Annotated in this window: 18 protein-coding genes; 1 reads left to right on the forward strand and 17 read right to left on the reverse strand. The window is 43.0% G+C overall.

The window, feature by feature from the left end; all coding sequences use genetic code 11:
* Positions 1–81: 81 nt before the first annotated feature.
* From MKY62_RS10385 to MKY62_RS10405, 5 genes are all read right to left on the reverse strand, one after another.
* The gene (locus MKY62_RS10385; RefSeq protein ID WP_003182372.1) at positions 82–1,536 is read right to left on the reverse strand and encodes a CoA-acylating methylmalonate-semialdehyde dehydrogenase; all 1,455 of its coding nucleotides are present in this window, start codon (positions 1,534–1,536) and stop codon (positions 82–84) included.
* Positions 1,537–1,554: 18 nt separating this feature from the next.
* On the reverse strand, positions 1,555–2,442 hold the full coding sequence (locus MKY62_RS10390; protein WP_003182374.1) for an NAD(P)-dependent oxidoreductase: 888 nt from the start codon (positions 2,440–2,442) through the stop codon (positions 1,555–1,557).
* Positions 2,443–2,457: 15 nt separating this feature from the next.
* Positions 2,458–4,173: an acyl-CoA dehydrogenase family protein gene (locus MKY62_RS10395; protein WP_011198024.1), complete on the reverse strand. Its 1,716-nt coding sequence runs from the start codon at positions 4,171–4,173 to the stop codon at positions 2,458–2,460.
* A gap of 457 nt (positions 4,174–4,630) precedes the next feature.
* Positions 4,631–5,584, reverse strand: coding sequence for a mannose-6-phosphate isomerase, class I (gene manA, locus MKY62_RS10400; protein ID WP_003182379.1), 954 nt, complete (start codon positions 5,582–5,584; stop codon positions 4,631–4,633).
* Positions 5,585–5,602: 18 nt separating this feature from the next.
* Positions 5,603–7,546: a PTS fructose transporter subunit IIABC gene (locus tag MKY62_RS10405; RefSeq protein WP_003182381.1), complete on the reverse strand. Its 1,944-nt coding sequence runs from the start codon at positions 7,544–7,546 to the stop codon at positions 5,603–5,605.
* 453 nt (positions 7,547–7,999) lie between these two features.
* Between MKY62_RS10405 and MKY62_RS10410 the strand changes: the two genes are divergently transcribed.
* Positions 8,000–8,290, forward strand: coding sequence for a hypothetical protein (locus MKY62_RS10410; protein ID WP_016885426.1), 291 nt, complete (start codon positions 8,000–8,002; stop codon positions 8,288–8,290).
* A 478-nt stretch (positions 8,291–8,768) separates the two neighbouring features.
* On the opposite strand, the gene MKY62_RS10415 is transcribed toward MKY62_RS10410, so the two are convergent.
* The 12 genes from MKY62_RS10415 to MKY62_RS10470 form a co-directional block, all read right to left on the reverse strand.
* Positions 8,769–8,948: a hypothetical protein gene (locus tag MKY62_RS10415; protein WP_003182385.1), complete on the reverse strand. Its 180-nt coding sequence runs from the start codon at positions 8,946–8,948 to the stop codon at positions 8,769–8,771.
* A 145-nt stretch (positions 8,949–9,093) separates the two neighbouring features.
* Positions 9,094–9,366, reverse strand: coding sequence for a DUF3986 family protein (locus MKY62_RS10420; RefSeq protein WP_003182387.1), 273 nt, complete (start codon positions 9,364–9,366; stop codon positions 9,094–9,096).
* A 114-nt stretch (positions 9,367–9,480) separates the two neighbouring features.
* Positions 9,481–11,424 (reverse strand): BglG family transcription antiterminator, encoded by a 1,944-nt coding sequence (locus tag MKY62_RS10425; RefSeq protein ID WP_003182388.1) that lies wholly within the window; start codon positions 11,422–11,424, stop codon positions 9,481–9,483.
* 305 nt (positions 11,425–11,729) lie between these two features.
* Entirely contained in the window at positions 11,730–12,386 is a 657-nt protein-coding gene (locus MKY62_RS10430) for an ABC-2 transporter permease (RefSeq protein ID WP_003182390.1), read from the reverse strand.
* Entirely contained in the window at positions 12,370–13,239 is an 870-nt protein-coding gene (locus MKY62_RS10435) for an ABC transporter ATP-binding protein (RefSeq protein ID WP_196757926.1), read from the reverse strand. The genes MKY62_RS10430 and MKY62_RS10435 overlap by 17 nt, the downstream gene beginning before the upstream one ends.
* Positions 13,240–13,250: 11 nt before the next feature.
* Entirely contained in the window at positions 13,251–13,625 is a 375-nt protein-coding gene (locus MKY62_RS10440) for a GntR family transcriptional regulator (protein WP_003182395.1), read from the reverse strand.
* A gap of 289 nt (positions 13,626–13,914) precedes the next feature.
* Positions 13,915–14,766, reverse strand: coding sequence for an SDR family oxidoreductase (locus tag MKY62_RS10445; protein ID WP_009328139.1), 852 nt, complete (start codon positions 14,764–14,766; stop codon positions 13,915–13,917).
* Positions 14,767–14,803: 37 nt separating this feature from the next.
* Positions 14,804–15,874, reverse strand: coding sequence for a mannonate dehydratase (gene uxuA / locus MKY62_RS10450; RefSeq protein ID WP_003182399.1), 1,071 nt, complete (start codon positions 15,872–15,874; stop codon positions 14,804–14,806).
* A gap of 244 nt (positions 15,875–16,118) precedes the next feature.
* Positions 16,119–18,527, reverse strand: a complete 2,409-nt coding sequence (locus tag MKY62_RS10455; protein ID WP_003182402.1) for a glycoside hydrolase family 31 protein — start codon at positions 18,525–18,527, stop codon at positions 16,119–16,121.
* 19 nt (positions 18,528–18,546) lie between these two features.
* Positions 18,547–19,842 carry a TRAP transporter large permease gene (locus MKY62_RS10460; protein ID WP_003182404.1) on the reverse strand — a complete coding sequence of 432 codons (1,296 nt, stop codon included), beginning with the start codon at positions 19,840–19,842 and terminating at the stop codon, positions 18,547–18,549.
* Positions 19,843–19,880: 38 nt separating this feature from the next.
* Positions 19,881–20,396 (reverse strand): TRAP transporter small permease, encoded by a 516-nt coding sequence (locus MKY62_RS10465; protein WP_003182406.1) that lies wholly within the window; start codon positions 20,394–20,396, stop codon positions 19,881–19,883.
* A 50-nt stretch (positions 20,397–20,446) separates the two neighbouring features.
* Entirely contained in the window at positions 20,447–21,457 is a 1,011-nt protein-coding gene (locus MKY62_RS10470; RefSeq protein ID WP_003182407.1) for a TRAP transporter substrate-binding protein, read from the reverse strand.
* Positions 21,458–21,743 lie beyond the last annotated feature (286 nt).

Below are 21,743 nucleotides of genomic sequence, written 5' to 3' on the forward strand. Positions count from 1 at the left end.
ATTGATCCCTCCCTGATTAAATAAAAAAGGCCCCTCTGAAAAAAAATCAGTTGTGCATGAGAGGGAGCCTTATGTTAAGGATTAGAACCAGCGTTCGGTGACGACCTTTTTACGCGTGTAAAACTGGACGCCGTCCTTTCCGTTTGTCCCAAGATCTCCATAGAAAGAGGCTTTGTTCCCTGCGAAGGAGAAGAACGCCATCGGAGCCGGGACGTTGACATTGACGCCGATCATTCCGGCATCGATTTTGTCGCGGAACTGCTGGGCGCTTTTCCCGCTCGATGTGTAGATGACAGCGCCGTTGGCAAACTTGGATTGATTGGCGAGCTCGATCCCCTCGTCAAGATCTTGTACACGGACGACGCTCAAGACCGGTGCAAAGATTTCGTCCTGCCAGATTTTCATCTCTGGTGTCACATGATCGAAAATCGTGGCTCCCACAAAGTATCCTTCTCGAACATCCGGATTGCGTCCGTCTACGGCGAGTGCGGCCCCTTCTTTTATACCGCTGTCGATATAGTCAAGGACGCGTTGTTTATGGACTTCGCGGATCAGCGGGCCGACAAAGTGATCCTCGGATCTGCCGTCTCCTGTCTTCAGCTTCCGTGTTTCAGAGACGAGCATTTCCATGAAGTCATCGGCGATGTCATCAACGACCGCCGCAACGGAGCAGGCCATACAGCGTTCCCCGCTGCTGCCGAATGCCGCACCGATGATGCCTTGAACAGTCTTTTCAAGATGGCAATCCGGCATAACAATCGCATGGTTTTTAGCGCCGGCCAGCGCCTGAACGCGTTTCCCGTTGGCTGTGCCCGTTTGATACACATATTTTGCGACCGGTTCTGAACCAACGAAGGAGACGGCTTTAATATCATCGTTCTCCAATATTCCGTTTACAACATCCTTTCCTCCATGGACGAGGTTTAACACACCTTTTGGAAACCCGGCTTCATAGAACAGCTCAACAAGCTTCCCGGCAAGAATAGGAGTCCGTTCCGAAGGTTTCAGGACGAACGTGTTTCCGCAGGCGATGGCGAGCGGAAACATCCACAGGGGAACCATCATTGGAAAGTTAAACGGCGTAATGCCGGCGACGACTCCCAAAGGATAGCGCCAAATCGATCCGTCGATGCCCCCGGCTATCGCGGGCAGGGATTCTCCCATCATTAAAGTAGGTGTGGCTGTCGCAAGCTCAACAACTTCGATTCCCCGCTGCACTTCGCCGCGGGCGTCTTTTAACGTTTTGCCGTTTTCCGTCGTAATAATGTCTGCCAATTGTTCTTTTTGCTCCTGGAGAAGCTGTAAATACTTGTATAAAAGCCTTGCCCGATTGGGGACGGGCACAAGCGACCAGGTCTGATAAGCGTGCTTGGCAGCCTGCACGGCACGATCTACATCCGCTCTCACAGATAGAGGCGCATAAGCGATGACGTTTCCGTTTGCAGGATTGACGACTTCTTCCGATTCCGCACCTAGAGAATTGACCCATTCCCCGTCGATATGGTTCATCATTTTTTTTGCATTGGTTGTGATCATTTGATTTCTCACCTCTCCTTACTGATAAGTTGTCTTCTGTTCGCTTATTTTTTTGTATAAAACAGACATATCTTTTTCCCCGTATCCGTTCTGATCGGCTTCTTCGTAAATGCCGAAGAGAATCTTGCTCACCGGCAGTTCAACGTTGTTCTTCTCAGCCAAATCCAATGCAAAGCCAAGGTCTTTCAGCAGCAGCTTCAAAGAAAAGCCAGGTTTATAGTTTTCATCCGCTATGAAACTTTTATAGTTGCGCTCATAGATCCGGCTCTGCCCATAGCTGACGTTCAGCATCTCAAACAATTGGTCGAGGTCGAGATTGCTGTTTTTGGCAAGGTGCAAGGCTTCACTGACGCCGGCTGTATAAAAACCGATTAAGAGGTTGTTGATCAGCTTTGTATTCGTTCCGCTGTCGATGTTTTCGTTCACATGAAAAATATTCTCGCCCAATGCATTGAAAACAGGCAACGCTTTATCAAAAACGGACTTCGGACCCCCGACCATAAAGGTCAGCGTCCGGTTGACCGCCCCGATCACACCGCCGCTGACCGGCGCCGCAAGAAAATCGATACCTTTGCTTTTCGCTTCCTCCGCAATTCGGATATTCAGTTCAGGAGCGACCGTGCTTGTATCGATCAGGAGGACGCCCGGTTCAGCCAGGTGTACGAGCCCTTTTTTTCCCAGAAAAACCTCCTCTGCAGCGTTTGAGGAAGGAAGGCTTGTGAGGATGGCGTCACACTCTTCAACCATTTTTTCAACTGAAATCCCGATCGTTCCTCCTGCATGATGCAAGGCCAATTCAGCTTCTTTGTTAAGGTCCATTCCATAAACCGTAAAGTTCTCCTGAAGCAGATTCTTCGACATTGGCAGACCCATATTGCCCAAACCGATAAATCCGATTTTTTTCAAACAGTTTCCCTCCGATCACACCGTATATTTTTCATGAGCGGCTATTTTTTCTGCGATTTCGCGTTTTTGAGTAAACAGATTGCTGAAAAGAGGCAAAGAAACGCTGCGAGCCTCTTCAAATGCGAGTTTTCTTTCGGCTTCATCAGATGCTATGCTTGATAAGGCGGTCACCGCCATCTCTTCGATTCTGCGGTAGCCTTCTTCACAAATGACATTCGTCATCATTTCTTTCAACCGTGCTTTTTCACCACCGTATATTTGCCTAGCTTTTTCGGTTCGGCGGGCGGCGGATTCCATCACATAGATTTCTTTTTTCATGTCGGCGAGAAGCCGTGCGTATTCCTGATCTTCTTGAGTGTTCACGCGAGAGCGGATAAGCGCTTTCAGTGTCTTGCCGAAAAGCCTGTTGGACAGCTGAATAAATCGCCGGTTTCGATTTCCCTCGCTGCCTAGTTGAGCTTCCGGCTCTGAGATGCCGTTTTGCTGCACTTCTTTCATGAGCAGTTTGGCGATCGTTAAGCGGTTTATTTCATTTGTCCCCTCGAAAATCCGGCTGATCCTCGCGTCCCGGTACAATCGTTCGACTTCGTACTCCTGCATGTATCCGTAGCCGCCATGAATCTGCACCGCTTCGTCTGCGATCCGGCCGAGGATTTCGGAGCAGTAAACTTTATTGATCGCACATTCGGATGCATAGTTTGTGAGTTTTCTCAGTCTATCGTCTAATGGGAGAGCCGAATCTAAAACATTGTCCAAGCAATCTGCCGTTCTGTAAGCAGCGCTTTCCGCGCCGAAAATCGAGACCGCCATGTCGGCAATCTTTTCTTGAATCATTGAAAAACCGATGATCGGCTTGTTAAATTGCTTTCGCTGTTTGGCGTAGCTAACAGCAAGGTTCAATGCTTGTTTTGCCGTTCCAATGTTCGAAAACGCGAGCTTTAAGCGGGCCATGTTTAAAATGTTCAAAGCGACGTGATGACCTTTCCCGATATGACCTAGAACATTGTCGCTTGGCACCTCGACTTCCTCCAAGATTAAGGTTGCTGTCGAAGACCCTTTGATTCCCATCTTCTTCTCTTCAGGTCCGATGGAAACACCTTTAAACGAGCGTTCGACGATAAATGCTGTCATGCCTTCCGCCGTTTTTGCAAAGACAACATATACATCAGCTACTTGCGCGTTCGTAATCCACTGCTTTTCCCCATTTAAAATCCAGGCTGTCCCTTCCCTATTCAAGACGGCTGTCGTTTTTGCGTTTAAAGCATCCGATCCTGCGCCCGGCTCTGTCAGAGCATATGCTCCGATCCATTCGCCCGATGCCAGTTTTGGAAGGTATTTTTGTTTTTGTTCCTCTGTTCCATAATAAATATACGGCAGTGTCCCGACTCCCGCATGAATATTAAAGGAGACGCTGAACGATCCGCCGGCTCCCATTTTCTCTGCCACCAACCCGGAAAGCTTCTTGCTGAGTGAAAGGCCGCCGCAATCCTCCGGAACTTCGATACTGAGCAAACCGAGCTCTCCTGCTTTTTGAAACAATTTTTTCACGCTTTCGTGATCCTGCTGATCAATCGATTCAAGAAGGGGCATGACTTCGTTTTTGACAAATGATTCTGTCGTTTTTGAAATCAGTCGATCTTCCTCTGTGAAATCTTCCGGTGTAAATCCTTCAGCAGCCGATTCGTGTTGAGAAATCAAGGGTTCATTCCATCGAAGTTTTGCTTTCCCCATTGCTTACCTCCTCGCTTCCGCTAAAAAGAGTGATAAACCGAGATAAAAAGACGATGAATCCGCTTACATTTTTGCTGATACGAATCATCGTCTCCTTTTCTCATCCAGATAAGGACCAACCAATTATGAAGGGCACGGTTGTTTCGGTCATTTAGCAGGCTTTTCTTGCCAGACGCCGGAACATAGGACCGCCTTTTTGTTTCATGAAGCAGCTGTTCCGCGAAAAGTCCCGGGCAGTGCAGCTGATGAAAGATATGAAGCTTTTAATATCAGCTTATCAAATAATTGGAAGATTTCCAAATGTTTTTTTGGTTTACTCTATTTTACTTGTGAAAGCTTGGGAATATGCATTGTCAGCCCTCTGTGAACACGTCTTGGCAAGTCGAGATTATTTTTTTTGCAAAAATAAAACAGACCATAGTTTTATGGTCTGTTCAGAAAGGGCGCCGCTGATCGTTTATTCAATTGATAAGCTTGAGACGATACATTCCGCATGGCCGGCGAGCGTAAATTCTCCAAAGCCCCAGGGCAGCAGCATGTGATCTCCTTTTTTAAATGAAAAGTTATGGCCGCCAGATGCGATGCGCCCTTCCCCTTCTATGACGCTGGCAAGAAGAAACGGTTTATCCTGTTTGAAACAGGCCGATCCTTTTACATCCCATTTTTCTACTGAGAAATAAGGACAATCAATCAGTGCGGCAGTCTTGACGTCGCCCGATGTTTCGTATTGAACGGTTTCGCGATCAGGGGAAGACGGAACGTCGATCACTTCTATGCTTTTTTGCAAATGGAGCTCGCGCAGGTTTCCTTCAGCGTCTTTTCTGTCATAATCATATAGTCTGTAGGTTGTGTCAGAATTCTGCTGCGTCTCCAAAATCAAAATGCCTTTTCCGATCGCATGGACGGTTCCGCTCGGCACATAGAAGAAATCTCCCGGCTTCACTTTGACGCGGCGCAAAAGCTCATTCCATTTTCCGTTTTCGATCATTGAGACCAGTTCTTCCCGCGTCTTGGCATGGTGGCCGTAAATGATCTCCGCATCTTCCTTGCAATCAATGATATACCAGCATTCCGTCTTTCCAAGCTCCCCGTTTTCGTGCAGCTTTGCATATTCATCATTTGGATGCACTTGTACGGATAGGTCTTGGTCGGCGTCCAAAATTTTTGTCAAAAGAGGAAAGCGGTCTCCCTTTATATGTCCGAATAAATGACGGTGTTCATCCCATAATTCGCTTAATGTGAGCCCTTTATACAAGCCGTTTTTCACGACGCTTTGTCCATTTTGATGTGCGGCGAAAGCCCAGCACTCCCCTGTTTGTTCGGATGGAATGTCATAGCCGAAAGAGGCTAAAGCCGTTCCGCCCCATATTCTTTCTTTAAAAACAGGCTCGAAAAATAACGGTTCAGTCATGACGGGCGTCCTCCTTTTTTAGATGATTTCATCCAGAAGTTTGTATGCTTCTTCTTTTGTTTGGGCAGAGAGAAGCTTGTCCCGGTAGGTGTCATCCATCAGTTTTCTGGAGAGCATTTGCAGAAGCTTCAGATGCTCGTTTCCTCCGCTTTCTTTCGGGACGGCGATCATAAAAATCAGTTTGGCGTCAGTTCCGTCAAGACTCCTCCAGTCTACGCCCGAACGTTTAATGCCGAATGCTACACTCGGCTTCTTGACGGCATCAGACTTCCCGTGCGGGATCGCGATATTCATACCGATCGCCGTTGTACCCTCAAGTTCGCGATTGATGATAGCTTGTTTAAATTCGCTTTCTGAATGCAGTACGCCTTTCCGGGACAATTTTTGGATCATTTCATCAATAATGTCGTCTCTCGTATCTCCTGACAAATGAGGTTCGATCAAATCTGTATCGATGATGTCTGTGAGCTTTGTAATTTCCGGCTTTTCGATTTTTTTGCTTTCCGCTTCGATTTCGATGTTCGGTTGGGGAATGTCGTTCCCTGCAGCAGCTTCACTTATCCCTGCGGGTGCAGCTGTGACCTCTTTTTTGAGCACATTGACCAAAAGAGAGGTAACCAGGGATCCGGCAATAACAGCGATAAAGAACATCAACACATGATCGACAGCGCCAAGCACCGCTACGATCGGTCCGCCGTGGGCGACTCTGTCCCCTACATTACCGATCATGGCGATCACGGAACCTGTCATTGAACCCGCCATAATACTTGGTATGACGCGGAGCGGATCCTGTGCAGCAAACGGGATGGCGCCTTCAGTAATGCCGAATAATCCCATTGTAAATGCTGCTTTTCCCATTTCTCTTTCTTGCGCCTGAAATTTTCTTTTCCCTAAAAACGTTGCGATTCCAAGCCCGATCGGAGGAATACAAATGGCGACGGCGATCGGTCCCATAATTTCATAGTTGCCTTCACCGATCATGGCCGAGCCAAACAAGAATGCCACTTTATTGACGGGGCCGCCCATATCAAATGAGATCATCGCCCCTAAAATTAATGCCAGCAGAATCGAGCTTGAGCCCTGCATACCAGCCAGCCAAACCGTCAATGATTCAAAGATTTGCGCGACAGGCGCGCCGATCAGCAATACGAACGCCAAGCCTACAATGAGCGAGGAAACCACCGGTATGACGATGATCGGCATGATCGGCTGTATGGCTTTTGGCACTTTTAATTTTTTGATGGCCAGCGCCGCATATCCGGCTAGAAAGCCCGCGATAATGCCGCCGAGGAACCCTGCACCGCTCCCGCTGCCGTAAAAGCTTCCCGTCGCTGCGATGTATCCGCCGATCATTCCCGGCACAAGCCCCGGTTTATCGGCGATACTGTAGGCGATGTAACCGGCTAAAATCGGGATCATGAATGAGAATGAGGCTGCCCCGATTTGCTCAATCGTTTTCCAAAAAGAATCATCAGGGATCACTAACCCTTTCGGCGTCTTTTCGCCTCCAAGCGTCAATGCGACCGCAATCAATAATCCGCCGACGACAATGAAAGGAACCATAAACGATACACCGTTCATTAAATGCCTGTAAATCGGATTTTGCTTTTTCTCCGTTTGAGCGGAGGCTTCCGTTTTCACAGCCGAACGATAGACAGGTATATCGCCGCCGATCGCTTTTTGTATTAATTCTTCCGGTTTTCGGATGCCTTCCTGAACACCGACAGCCAGAAGTTTTTTTCCGATAAAACGGTCTTTGTTGACCGAGCGGTCTGCGGCTATAATAATCGCGTCAGCCTCGCGGATTTCCTGCTCGGTCAGCTCATTTTCCACCCCGATGCCGCCTTGTGTTTCGACTTTCATTTGAACGCCCATTCGATCGGCCGCTTTTTGCAAATTTTCCGCAGCCATATACGTATGGGCAATGCCGTTTGGACATGATGTAATCGCTAACAGTTTCATGCGAATCCTCCTTCTGAAACTAAAGTAGTGAGCAGCTCTTGTCATTACTTTATAATAAAAACGTGCGTGTAAAAGCGTTGTTTTTTACCGCAGGCTCCGGAAAAATCGGTTTTTTTAAAGCAGGACTGCAGTGAGCGGCGACTTGTAAAAACATATGGGACTGAATTTGAAAAAAATGTGCCGTATTGCAATAGGGAGCTGAAATTTGTCGAGGGGGTGTAAACATAGGACATCCTCTTTATGAAGGTTATTTTGATGAGGGTATTCGAAGAAAACCCCAGTGAAAAGAAAATATCTGATGGTATTGATGAAATGGGGATGCTTCTTTAAAAAATATCTCATTCCTAGTGCCCGAAAGCTCTGATTATGATTTAATAAAAAATTAAGAAAGGTATGATATCAATGATGAGATTACTTATTAGTTTTATATTCGGGGCTTTAGGGGCAGTTATAATGTATAACATAAAATCAAACTTTTCTTTCCCTGTGACAACAATTGTTTTAGTGGTTTTTGTGGCTGCTTGTTTGCATTTTGACCTGGTTAAACGTAAAAAGAGCAAAGATCAGAATGATAAAAAGTATGAGTTTATATGGTGGATCGCAACAATTCTCATGGTTCTAGTGATGACTCTTAATACCGTCTTTGTAAAAATTGACCCTAAGTATAATATCATCGTTGTATTGATTCACATTTTGTTTATGGTGATTATTAAGAGTAGATGGAAGAAAGCTAAGACAGACTAAGCAGATGGGCGGCCTGCTTTTTTCGTACCATCTCGGCAGACTCTTTTTCCGGTGTCCGCAATGTTTTTCACCTTCAAATTCAAAATAAAAAGACATCCATCAGGACACCTTTTCTTTCTCTTTTTCAGCTTTTGCTTGTTATACAGAAACTAGACAAAAAAAGTAACAATTTCTATGCTCTTCATCAACCAGTATTCAGCTCGTTTCATTGTGAAAAATTAATCATCCTATTGGAGAAATAAAAAAGTGTCCAAACCTGTTGAATTAGAAAGAAATCTACTCCTCACTAATTCATGGCTCTGGACAAATATTTCAAAAGATTATAAAGGACGCCGAAATAGACGATATATTCGTTGATGCTGAAACAGATTTCATCATTTCTTTTTATAATACAGAATAATTATTTAATCGTTCCTCTAACTCATGAATCCTTCTTTCAAGCTCAGAGAACTTCTTGTCGTTGTATCTATGATCACGTTCAATGTTTCTTATTGATTAGTTTAAGCATGGATATGACTTTTTCAGGATCGTTTTCCTCTATGCGTGTTAATGTTTTGTTGATTGTATCTAACCGCTCGTTTACGCTTTTGAAGTCTTCTTTCATTTCCTTTTGCATTTCGTAGATCGCTTGCAAAACTTGATTATCCAATTCGTCCATCCCTTTCTATTGATTATATCATCATCCTAATGATTGTGTTTCATTTTTTGGAATGCTCCTTTCCCTATTGCTAATGTGTTTATTCTTTCTCAACGGTCTACTTGCACTATAAAACTCCACTTCTTTTTCAGTGGGGAGCTATAAATTAGAGATCTTTATATAACTCATGTTTAATCCAAAGTTCGAAGTATTGAGTAGCCTCATTAATCTTTAAATCTTTGCTTGTTATTGAAAGTATATTGCAACCGAATGGATCGATTTTTGAAAAACTCAAAGGTGGCTCATCTATCCCATGATCCTGAAAGTTAAAATACACGTCCCACACATCGATATCTAGGCGTTTTAATCCTACCGCTTCAAGATCTAATCCCTTTTTATTGTAACTAATATGTAGATGTTGTGCTTCATCATAATTCATTAGGAAACCCTACCTTTAGAAAAAGATATGATGTTTTTTCAGTTGGGCGGCACGGTGGAAATGAAGTGATAAAGGCCTTCTAATTGAATTTTGATAAAGGTCAGCGCCCCGCTTTTAATAATCCAAATAAGATAAGAACTTCATCACATTTGTTTCTTTCGTCAGCTTTTGGATGAAGGCCGGCTGCTCGCTTAAGCTGGACAGCTCTTGGAACAATTGTTTTGTCATGTTTTGATCCTCATGTTTGACAGCCAGCATAAAGACGAGCGATACTTTTTCAGAGCCCCAGTCAAGCGGCTCCTTTAATGTGGCGATCGCAATGGCTGATTGTTTAATCAATTTGGCGTTCGCGTGGGGAATCGCGATGCCCGCTCCGATGTTTGTCGCCGACATTTTCTCTCTCAAGACGGCGTGTACGGCATATTCTTTTTCCACATAGCCTTTCTCGTATAAAGCGATTGCCAGCTGTTCAATCAGCTTGTAGCGGTGTTCTGACTCTTGCTGCAAGAAAACGAGAAAAGGAGTCGTGTCGTTCAGCACTTTAAACGTTTTTTGTTTTTGGCGGGTCGATTCACCGAGCTGATCCATAAAGTCGCTGAGCTTTTTCTCATCAGCCGACTCGAGCAGCGGTGATACAACAATATGAGGAATTGATAAATCCTCCAGGCTGACCGTTGATATGACAAGCTCGATATCTTTATATCTTGCAGTATAGTCCGCCAAATCTGCTTTCGCGATGCAGTCCATCACGGCAATTTGGTGGAATTTCCGTTCGATTTTTGTCCGCAGCAGCTGTGACATTCCGATGCCCATATGACAAACGATGATCGCTTTTTTATGCTTGTCTTTTCCATAGCTGAAGCGCTCGATCGCCGCTTGGAAATGCAATGTCAGATAGGCGGCTTCTTCCTCGGGAATCGAAAGTGAAAACGTTTGGTTGATGTCTTCAAGAGCATCAATGACAATATGAAACAGATAAGGGTACATTTTTTTGATATCATTGAGCATCGGATTTGATACGGAAAGGTCATAGCTCAGCCGGTTTAAAACGGTATTAAGGTGAACTTTCAATCCATTGATCAAAACCCGGTCCTCGCGGAAATCCATCATTTTCAACTCTGATACGCGATTGATTAAATATTCGACAACCTTTGGAAGCAAAGGGTTTTCCAGTCCGCTGTCCCCTTCTTTTCCAAATGGGTAGCGAACTTTTCCGCCTAATATATGCAATGTTAAATAGACGGCCTCTTCTTCAGGAAAGCGGATCGCAAAAACAGCTTCCAGCCGTTTTAAACAGGCAAACGTCCACTGAAATTCTTTTTTCTTTTTGACTGCATCGATTTCCCCCGGCGAAATGGTGATCGGCTGTTTCATTTTGATGCGGCGGATCATCAGCAATGTATGCAACAGTAAATTTTCGAACGTTTCATCAGTGAAATATAAAGAATGCCGCCTTTGCAATGATCTGATCTCACTTTTAACAAATTCCACTTCATGGCTTAAAAATTTACTTTTAATAAATCGGCTTGTAAACTCCGGGTTGTCAATCAACTCCGAGATGCGCGCCAGCGCTTTTCTCTTATTTTTTTCACTTCCTTCGATCTTTAAACCGAGGCGCTGCTTGGATACCAGTGTGAGGCCAAACCGCTTCAGCCAAACGTCAATTTTATTCAAATCCCTTTTGATGGAAGACTTATTCAAGAAATGCTCGGCAGCCATTTCTTTTGCAGAAACCGGCTTTGGATTCATTAATAGCTGATAAGCGATTTGCAGCATTCTTTCTTCATCGGGTAGCTGCTGTGCGGCGTGATGTTCGGTATATAATTGCCGGCTTAAACGGACTCTTTCTTGATCTTCAATATTCAAATAAACGCCCAATCCCGGTTTGCGAATTAATTGAGCATCAGAATGCTGATTGAGATAGTCTTCAATCGTTTTCAGATCATTTCTGATCGTTTTTTCAGAACACTTTACCCTGTCTGCGAAATCTTGTACGACTAAATAGTCATCAGGTTCAGATAACAACAGATTCAGAATGTCTTTTTGCCTCGTATTCATATCTCTCTCACCTGTTTTTCTATCCTTCCCGTCAGTTTCACTTAAAAGAAATGTTAGTATAAGTATACTATATACGTAACCGTTTACATTATACAGTGAAATAAAAGGGCCAAAAGTTTCGTTTTTTACCGAAACTTCCGGAAAAAATGCTTTTAATCAACTCGGAAATTTTTCTTTTATAGGAATTTTTTATAATAGATGATAGTGAGGGGAAAGAGAAAAGCAGACGGCAGAATGAAAACAGCCGCACGGTTCTGAGCAACGGAAAAAGGATCAACGGTGCTGCTCCCGCCGATCCTTAAACATTAAAATTCTCTTTTATTATAAAAGCTGAGCGATATCGCGTATGAAACGGAGATCATCACGAGCAGTACACCAACCAAAAGGATGAATGTACCCGCATTTGACATTCCGCTCAGAAAAGCCGTTAATTTTTGGCTCAATGCAAGGTTCTCGTCCGCGTCTATAAATTTAAAAAAGGCTGTTCCTCCAAAAATAATGAAGAAAAATATGAGGATATTCGCCATTTTGGACTTCAAATAGCCGTACTTAAAAATCAGCGGAAATGAGATCGAGCTAAATAAAGTGACAGCCACAACAGCACCCATCGCTCCTGAAAATGTCAATGGGAAATCAAGCGGCAAGTGCAGCAAATGTCCGACCGCATTGATCAAAGAATAGAAGAGAATGGCATAAGCCGCATAGACATAAACCGATACATATTTCGATAATACGATGATGTTTCTTTTAATAGGCAAGCTGATCAGGATTTTGTCACTGTTGTTTTTGTCTTCCAAGGAGCTTGCGCCTAATGCCAGCTGGTACGTGACAGCCAATACAGCGACCGTATATCCGACAAGCTCAAGCTGCGACAATGTAAAAGTGAAAAAAATCATCAATAACAGCGATAGCTTCATTGCCCTTTTCTGCATTAAAATATCTTTTTTAATTAGATGATACACGATGATCACTCCTGCCGGTTGAAAATACCAAAATATCTTCCAAAGTGGGTTTTTCTATCATGACGGAATCCCCGAAATGCTGAACGACTTCCCGCTTATCTCTGGAGAGCGCTTCAAAACCATAGCGGTTTTTCTTGATGCCGATTAAGGCGTCTTCGTTCCCTTTGCGCAGCGTATCGAGGTCTCCTTTCACAATGCAGTACTCCTCCAACAGCTCATCCTTTGTCTTGCTCAGCACGAGCCGGCCGTTATGAATGAAAGTAATATAGTCCGCTACTTTTTCTAAATCAGAGGTAATATGCGTCGAAAAGAAAATCGACTTGTTCTCGTCCTGCAGCAATGTTTGCAGCACGTCGAGGAGCTCGGACCTGACAAGCGGATCCAGTCCTGATGTCGGTTCATCCATGATCAATAATTCGGCATGATGGGAAAGCGCGACCGCCAATGAGAATTTCATCTTCATCCCTTTTGACAAGTTTTTGATCTGTTTGTTTAAAGGGAGCTGGAAGTCTTTTGCGTACCGCTGAAAAACAGCTTCGTCCCACTTTTTGTAAAACGGTCTGATGATTCCTTTCATTTCGTTTGGTGTCAGTTCTTCGTAAAAATGATTTTCATCGTATACAAAGCCGATTCTCTGCTTGATTTCGATATTGTGTTTTTCATTGTCGAGACCGAAAATGCTGATGTTCCCTTCGTCTTTTTTGATCAGGTTCATGATCAGCTTGATGGTCGTGCTTTTTCCGGCTCCGTTCGGGCCGATAAAACCCATAATATAACCTTTCTCAAGCGAGAAGTTGATGTTTTTTAAAGAGAAATCTTGATAGTGTTTTGTTACATTCTTTAATTCCAGTATGCTGGTCACTTTTACCACTCCTCATAAACCAGTTTGAGCATCTCTTGGAGTTCTTCGTATGTAAAGCCGATTTGTTTCGCTTCAGTAACGGCTTCTGCTATGTGTTCTTCGATTAATTTGACTTTTGTTTCCCGCAGCATGTCCTTGTTAATGGCTGCGACATACGAGCCCTTTCCCGCGACTGTGACGATAAACCCTTCTCTCTCCAGCTCGTCATAGGCTCTTTTTGTTGTAATTACGCTGATTTTAAGCTCTTTGGCCAGGTTTCTGATCGACGGGAGCGCCTCTGACTCTGAGAGTTCTCCCTTGACGATTTGATCTTTTAATTGGTTGACGATCTGCAAATAAATCGGTTCATCAGATGAATTTGAAATGATGATATTCAAAGCATGACATCCCTCTATTCGTTATAACTGTATATATACAATATAAACAGTTATAACACTGTTGTCAAACCATCACAAAACAATGCATATTATTTGCGATGGTTTTGTATTACGTAGCAGCAGAAAACCTCCTGTTTCCAGCATGGCAGATCATACAAAAATGTTGTTTATCTTCTTGTTTGTAAAACGGAAAAGTTGAAATAATAAATCCCAATTTCTCAATGTGACACAGAGAAATTGGGATTTTTATCAGTGTTGAAAATCAGCTTTTTGGAGCTAACCCCGTTAGTTATACTCCAGAATAGGCGGAGAATCCTCCATCGACCGGTATGATGGTTCCAGTGACAAATCGCGAGGCTTTATCGCTTACCAACCATAATAACGTTCCGATTAGATCTTCCGGAACCCCAAATCTATCCAACGGCGTCTGGTTGATAATTTTTTGTGCTCGCTCCGTATATGTTCCGTCTTCATTGAGCAATAGGCTCCTATTTTGGGCGGTAAGAAAAAAGCCTGGGGCAATGGCATTGACACGAATTCCGACTTTTGACATATGCACAGCAAGCCATTGTGTAAAGTTACTGACGGCCGCTTTTGCACCGCTGTAGGCGGGAATTTTCGTCAGCGGCGTATAGGCGTTCATGGATGAGATGTTAACGATCACATTTCCGTCGTGATCAGCCATGTCTTTTGCAAATACTTGAGTGGTTAACAGTGTACCAAGAAAGTTTAAATCCAATACAGACCTTACACCCTCTATTTCTAAATCAAAAAACGTAGTCAATTCTTTAGTATTCAAGTCTTTTTTATATAAATATTCTTTATCTGTTGTTCCCATTGGATGATTGCCGCCTGCTCCGTTAATGAGGATATTGCATCTGCCGAATGTTCTGTTAATGAGTTGTTTCGCTTGTTCAAGGCTTTGTTTATCAAGGACGTTTGCTGTAACGGCAAGTGCTTCGCCTCCGTTTTCTTGGATATCTCTCGCTACTCTGTCTGCCGATTCAGCTCTTCGGCTGACTACTGCTACTTTTGCACCGCATTGAGCTAATGCTTTAGCGAAACCGCTGCATAAGATGCCGCTTCCACCTGTCACTACAGCCACCTTATCTTTCAAGTTGACATGAAAAGGAATCTGCACATTTATCCCTCGTCTCTGCATTTTAGTTAGTGCTTGTTCATTTATTGCATTCTAAGGCTATCCGCTTCTTTTCTTTCGTCAATGTTTCCCACATTCCATTTAAATACACTGCACCAAGCGCCCGGTCATATAAACCATAACCCGGTTTTCCGGTCTCTCCCCAAATCATCCTTCCATGATCCGGTCTGGCTGGTCCGGCAAAATCTATATCTCTTAATGCTCTTACGATTTCATACATATCTAAAGAACCGTCTTCTGAACGGTGGGAGGATTCTTGAAATGACTTTTCCCCGATGATCTTAATGTTTCTCAGGTGCACAAAGTTAACTTTTCCTTTTTTTCCGAAATAACGAATCAATTCCGGAATATCATTTGTTGACTTCACACCCAGTGACCCGCTGCATAAACACAAACCGTTAAAGGAGCTGTCATAGAGATGAATCAATCGCTCCAAATTCTCTTTGTTCGTTATGATTCGAGGCAGTCCAAAGATAGGCCATGGCGGATCATCCGGGTGAATCGCCATTTTGACTTGTTCATTTTCTGCCGCCGGTATAACCGCTTTAATAAAATACGAAAGATTTTCCCATAAATCCTCTTCCGTCATGTGCTGATATTGTTGAAAAAGATTCTTTAGCTGTCCATCTTCATAGCTTGTGTCCCAACCGGGAAGTTTTAGTTCACCATGTAATGGATTCATTTGTCTAACTTTTTCTTCTTCATAAATTAATGCTGTAGAACCGTCTTCTAGTGCATAGTCTAAAGAAGAACGGGTCCAGTCAAAGACCGGCATGAAATTATAACAAACGATTTTAACACCGGCTTTTGCCAAGTTGCGTATCGTCGTTTTATAGTTTTCAATATATTGATCTCTTGTCGGAAGACCTAATTTAATATCTTCATGGACAGGTACACTTTCAATGACACTTAACGATAAACCATGATTTTCAATTTTTTCTTTTAACTCTACAATTTTCTCATAAGGCCATGCTTCCCCTACAGGAATATCATAAATGGCCGAAACAATTCCAGTAACGCCGGGAATTTGGCGAATATACTCTAATGTGACCGGGTCGCTGTCTCCATACCATCGAAACGTCATTTGCATGGTTCCCCCATCCTCTTCCCTCTTATTATTTAACATTCGATATCATCATTTCGCATGAAATAACAATATATTGGAACGATTTTTTTCAAAGAATTTGCCGATTAGTATCCGCTTACATAAAATTTTCATGATCATGATTCATGTATCGTGCTCGATGACAAAATTCAGCTGGCCGGGATGTAACCGCGGACAAAGATTCCTGCTCGAATTAATGGAAACATCTTCATCATGTGGCCTTAATCTTTTAATCACACGGCAAACTGTAAGAAAACGCTCCGTTTTTGCTTTCCAGTTCTGTGCCATTTACGATCAGTTTTCTCTTTTCTCCATTTGGTACGTGAAAAGTGAGTTGATCATACGATAACTCGTATGTTCCTTCCTTTTGTATTGAAAGTTTGATCCCGTCTTCTGTTGTCTCCATATCGACATGTATAAAGGCAAATGTATGAGTATATTCATTTGTTAACCCATCATCTTCATACAAACGATAAGTCGATTTTCCTTTTCCTTTGAATGGGAATAACAAAAATCCTCTTTCATCTTGGTTCTTTGTTTGGAATGTCACTTTTGCATCATTTACCGGAACGATCGCTCCCGCTTTCGCTAATAGCGGAGTATAATGTAATGGTGCCGGCAGAACGACTGTCTTCCCTCCTTCATACCATGTTCCCGTATGGAAATCATACCAGCCTTTTTCATGGTTCGGTAAATATACTTCCCGCTCCGTCATTCCTTTTTCGACGACAGATGCAACGAGCAAAGATTCACCAAGTATAAATTCATCGTTCTCTTCAAATGTTTTCTCATCATGTTCAAAATCATAAAATGTCGGTCGAATGATCGGCTGATAATGTTCGTGCGCCTCATATAGCGCGGTGTAAATGTAAGGGATGATCTTATGTCTAAACTTAATGAGTTCACGGATTTCATCGATTGTTTCTGGAAACATCCATGGTTCATTAACTGTCCCGTCATCGTTCCACGAATGAATGGTAAATCTCGGATGCATGATACCGTTTTGCACCCATCTTACGAATAGCTCCGGTTCAGGGGCCAGTCCTGAAAATCCGCCGACATCATGGCCGAAATTGTAAATGCCTGATAAACTTAAACCGATGCCAGTTTTAATATTAAATTTTAATGTTTTCCAGCTTGTTCGGTTGTCACCGGTCCAAGTTTGTGCATAACGGTGCATGCCGGGACAGCCGGATCTTGAGATCAGGTACGGGCGTAATTCCGGGTTGTATTCTAGCTGCGCCTCGAAAGACGCTTTCATCATCAAAAGCGGGTGAAGCGCTCGGATCAGTTCAAATTCCACTTCTTTGCCGAAGCCGTGACACTTGGCATTTTGACTCCATATTTCAAATTCGTTATTATCGTTCCAAGTTGAATCAATTCCGTATTCCAACAGCTTTTCTGTTACTTGAGCCTTCCACCAGTCGAACGTTTGGCGCTTCGTGAAGTCTAAATAAGCTCCGATATCATCCCAAAATTGGGCCATTTCCGGTTTTTGTGTTTCTCTGTTTACAATGAACATGTCTTTTTCTTGTAGTTCATCAAAGTACGGATGATCCTTTAGCAAACACGGTTTAATGTTGGCGCATAAACGGACGCCCTTCTCATGGAAGTGTTGCACCATCTCTTTTGGAGCAGGAATTTTGATCTCATCCCAGTTAAAGACATAACGTTTATCACCGATAGATGTGTATCCTGACGATAACTGAAACGAATCGCATAACATATCATGTTCTTCACAAAGACGAACGAAATTTTTTAATTGTTCTTGTGCATTTGGAGCATCGGTATAGCTCATCGTAGAGCCTGAATAGCCCAGGCTCCATTTTGGCGGCAAGATCGTTTTGCCTGTCAGCCAAGAGAATGTTTCGACTACATCTTTTATTTTCGGACCGGCTATGAAGTAGTAGTCTAAATCCCCCTTTTCGGCCTGATAATAGCGGTACAGTCCATGATAGTTATCAAGCTCTGAACCCATATCAAAAATGGAAGCTGATAGATTATCATAGAACATTCCATAGGAGATGCCTGTTTTCTTATGACGTGTAATATAGAATGGGATATGTTTGTATAGCGGATCTGACCGCTCTGCGTCGTACCCCATCGCGTCGATATTTAACATCCGGTAGCGTTTCCCGTGTTTATCGACGTTTCCCGTTTTCTCGCCAAATCCAAAATATTGTTCCTGGACATCGCGTTGTAAATAATGGTACACGCCCTTTCCAAAAGCCCCTTCAAAATTATACCCTTGTGTTTGCCGATCGTTTGCAACATTGATCCATTCAGAACCATTGTGATAAAACCAGCTGATCCTAAAGCCGTTCAATTGAACATGAAGCTTGACCTTGCCGGTTTTCACGATAAAAACATCTTTGACTTGCTGGAATTCGTATTGAGGCAATGTAAATCCGCTCATGTCTAAACGATGGCGTCCCTCCCATGGCACATCGATCTGTCCAGGCGCGACACTCCACGTTTTTTCAAGCGTTAACGCTTCTCCCTCCGTCAGCAAAATCCGAATTATATCTTCTTCAAGAATGAATATTTTCGCATGTGCATGACCGTCATTCAAATGAAAATCCAGCACATTATTCTCTTCTTTCATAAATGTAAACATATAGGTTTCTTTAATTGACATTAAACAGACGCCTCCTGTCTTAAAGTCCAAATAATTGAGGCAACACTAAGCTGATTTGTGGAATGTAGGTAACAATTAAAAGGACGATCATGATCGCAGCATAAAATGGCAGAATCGGTTTAACCACTCGTTCAATATCAACTTTACCTATGCTGCATCCTACAAACAGAGCACTTCCTACAGGAGGAGTGATATTGCCGATACAAAGGTTAAATACGATCATAATTCCAAAATGCACGGGATCCATGCCAAAGCTTTCAACAATTGGCAGAAAGATTGGAGTGAAAATTAGTACAGCCGGAGTGATGTCCATAAATGTACCGATTATTAATAAGATGATATTCATCATCAGCAGGATCAAAATTGGGTTATCTGTAATCCCTAAAATTCCATTGCTGATTGCCGTCGGTATGCCTGTAAACGCCATGACCAATGACAGCATCGTTGATGTCCCAACCAAAAACATAATAACGGCTGTGATTTCTACCGTTTCCAGCAGCATTTTGGGGAGCTGTTTCCATTTCAATGTCCTATAAAAGAGCGACAACAATAAGGAATAAGCCACCGCTATTGCTGCTCCTTCAGTTGCTGTAAATACACCGGCGATAATACCCCCGATTACGATTACAATGAGCAACAGGCTTGGAATCGCATCGAGAAGCACTTTAAAACCTTGACTAATCGTAATCTTTGGCGCAACAGGGTATTTTTTCTTTTTTGCAATCATACAGGCGACAACCATCGTAGCCAGCCCCCACAAGATTCCCGGCAAATAGCCCGCCATAAATAAAGCGGCAACAGATGTTCCGCCGCTGACTAATGAGAAAATGATCAAAAGACCGCTAGGCGGAATAAGCAAACCAGTTGGTGCTGAAGCAATATTTACTGCGGCAGAGTAAGTCCGGTCATATCCTTCCTTTTCTTGAAGCGGCGACATGACCCCGCCGATTGCAGCAGCAGCAGCTACAGACGAACCGGAAATGGAACCGAATAACATGTTTCCGACAACATTTGTATGGGCCAGAGAACCGGGCAGCCTGCCGCTGATCAATTTTGCGAAGTTAATGAGCCGCATTGCAATACCGCCATTATTCATAATAATGCCTGATAAAATGAAGAACGGCACCGCTAATAAAGCAAAGCTGTCGATTCCAGTGACCATTTTTTGCGCCGAAGTGAAAATGGCAACATCAAAAGGAAAAATGGTAAGCATTGTTACAATGGATGCCGCCGCAATACTTACAGAAATCGGAACGCCGAGAAACAACAATATGAAGAATACCGCCGATAAAATGAGACCGGCTGCTATGGCCATATCATTTCACCTCTTTTTTAGTTTTCAAAAAGCCTCAGTCACATCTTTGCTGCTTTTTTTACATCATCACCTGACTTTTGTTTTGAATTGAATTCATGTAAAGATTCATATAAACCGGCCAAGCTGTATCCAATGATGAGTATGCCTGCAACAGGAAGTGATAGATAAACAAATCCCACCGGTATCCCTAATGCTGCTGAAGATTGCTCCATTGTGGTGATCACTGCTTTCGAACCTCCTAACACCAACACAATCAGAGCAAAAGCAATCAAAAGAATCTGAATGAAAGTATGAACGAAAACAGCTGCTTTTATTGGAAGTTTTCGAACGATAAATTCAATCGCCAAGTGCTTTTTTTTCCAAAATGCATAGGCACCGCCTAACATAGAAATCCATATCAGTGAATAGCGTAAAAATTCTTCTGAAAACGTACTGGGAGAATTCAGTACATAGCGCGTAAATACTTGCCATATCGCAACCAAAACCATGATGGCCATTAGTGTGCAAGTCAAACATTCAATCGTTTTATTCACTGCTTTTTTTAAAGCTAGCATATACACCCCTCCCTTATCGAAAAATATTCGAGTCGCTCATTCATCCAGAGTCATTTTACTTTTTTAGCTTTCGCACGAATTTCCCTATAGTATTTTCCGATCAATTCTTTTTTGGCAAACTCATCATGAAGCGGGCTTACCGCATCCCGGAATGGAGTCTTGTCTGGCTTGTGGAACTTCACTCCCATTTCCTTTGCTTTCTCAACCGCATTTTCAGTTTCTTCAGCCCAAACGATTTTGTGATACTCAGTAGACTCTTTCGCCGCTTCGATCACCGCATTCTGCTGTTCTTCGCTTAATTGATCCTTTTTGTCCAAATTCATGATCAAAATATCCGGAACGATTGCATGTTCTGAGTATGAATATTCTTTTGCCACCTCCCCGTGATTGCTGCTTGTTAAAGCCATTTCGTTGTTTTCGGTGCCATCGATTACACTTGACTGCAATGCTGTATATACTTCTCCATAAGCCATTGGAGTAGGTGCTCCACCCATGAGTTCCACCATTCGAATCGCTGTAGCACTCGGCTGCACCCGAATTTTTAAACCTTTAAGGTCATTTGGGTGCATAATCGGTTTGTTCTTTGTGTAAAAGTTCCGTAATCCCGCATCATAGTAGGTTAATCCAATAAACCCTATGTTTTTCGTTGTATCATACATTTCTTTTGCAATATCACTGTCCATGGCTTCATAGAAATGATGTTTGCTGTCAAATAAATAAGGCAAGCTGAAGATGGAGTAGACCTCTGAAAAACTTTCTAAAGCGCTTGCACTTACTTTAGCCAGATCGACAGCCCCGGTCTGTGTCAATTCAATCACTTCACGTTCTGAACCGAGCTGAGCATTTGGATACACTTGCACTTTAACGGTGCCATTGGTTTTCTTTTCTACGTCTTTTGAAAATTTGAGTAAAGACTTGTGGATGGGGTGTTCCTCATTATGGTTGTGAGCAAGCCGTAACGTTACGGTTTTATCGACGCCTATTACATCGCTGCTTTTACACCCCGTAAGCATTCCAAAGATTAAAGCGCATACAAAAAACACGGATAGCATATTTCTCATGAACTACCCTCCTTGAATCTCATAACCGTTGCTTTCTAACCAATGATTGATTGCGATTCATGTTTTCTTTCATCGCCATATTTTTTTGGTAGCGTTTACAATTCCGCTCGAATAGTGAACGAATATGTGAAATTTTTGCATTGTATGTTTCGGTTTATCCCCTGAATCCCGTTTCCAATTATGTTCTGTAACAATTTGTGTAATATTTTAGTGCATTAGATGATCGTTTTTCTCACACATCTCCTCCTTTACGATAAGTTTAACAACGTTGTTAAAAATAAACGTT

Source organism: Bacillus sp. FSL R7-0646 (assembly GCF_037969865.1).
In the GTDB taxonomy this organism is placed as follows: Bacteria; Bacillota; Bacilli; order Bacillales; family Bacillaceae; genus Bacillus; species Bacillus licheniformis.

Excerpts from the sequence above, each read along its gene's own strand:
- MKY62_RS10385 (WP_003182372.1), bottom strand. The coding sequence starts at position 1,536 with ATGATCACAACCAATGCAAAAAAAATGATGAACCATATCGACGGGGAA.
- MKY62_RS10395 (WP_011198024.1), bottom strand. The coding sequence starts at position 4,173 with ATGGGGAAAGCAAAACTTCGATGGAATGAACCCTTGATTTCTCAACAC.
- manA (WP_003182379.1), bottom strand. The coding sequence starts at position 5,584 with ATGACTGAACCGTTATTTTTCGAGCCTGTTTTTAAAGAAAGAATATGG.
- MKY62_RS10405 (WP_003182381.1), bottom strand. The coding sequence starts at position 7,546 with ATGAAACTGTTAGCGATTACATCATGTCCAAACGGCATTGCCCATACG.
- MKY62_RS10410 (WP_016885426.1), top strand. The coding sequence starts at position 8,000 with ATGTATAACATAAAATCAAACTTTTCTTTCCCTGTGACAACAATTGTT.
- MKY62_RS10415 (WP_003182385.1), bottom strand. The coding sequence starts at position 8,948 with ATGGACGAATTGGATAATCAAGTTTTGCAAGCGATCTACGAAATGCAA.
- MKY62_RS10420 (WP_003182387.1), bottom strand. The coding sequence starts at position 9,366 with ATGAATTATGATGAAGCACAACATCTACATATTAGTTACAATAAAAAG.
- MKY62_RS10425 (WP_003182388.1), bottom strand. The coding sequence starts at position 11,424 with ATGAATACGAGGCAAAAAGACATTCTGAATCTGTTGTTATCTGAACCT.
- uxuA (WP_003182399.1), bottom strand. The coding sequence starts at position 15,874 with ATGCAAATGACGTTTCGATGGTATGGAGACAGCGACCCGGTCACATTA.
- MKY62_RS10455 (WP_003182402.1), bottom strand. The coding sequence starts at position 18,527 with ATGTCAATTAAAGAAACCTATATGTTTACATTTATGAAAGAAGAGAAT.
- MKY62_RS10460 (WP_003182404.1), bottom strand. The coding sequence starts at position 19,842 with ATGGCCATAGCAGCCGGTCTCATTTTATCGGCGGTATTCTTCATATTG.
- MKY62_RS10465 (WP_003182406.1), bottom strand. The coding sequence starts at position 20,396 with ATGCTAGCTTTAAAAAAAGCAGTGAATAAAACGATTGAATGTTTGACT.
- MKY62_RS10470 (WP_003182407.1), bottom strand. The coding sequence starts at position 21,457 with ATGAGAAATATGCTATCCGTGTTTTTTGTATGCGCTTTAATCTTTGGA.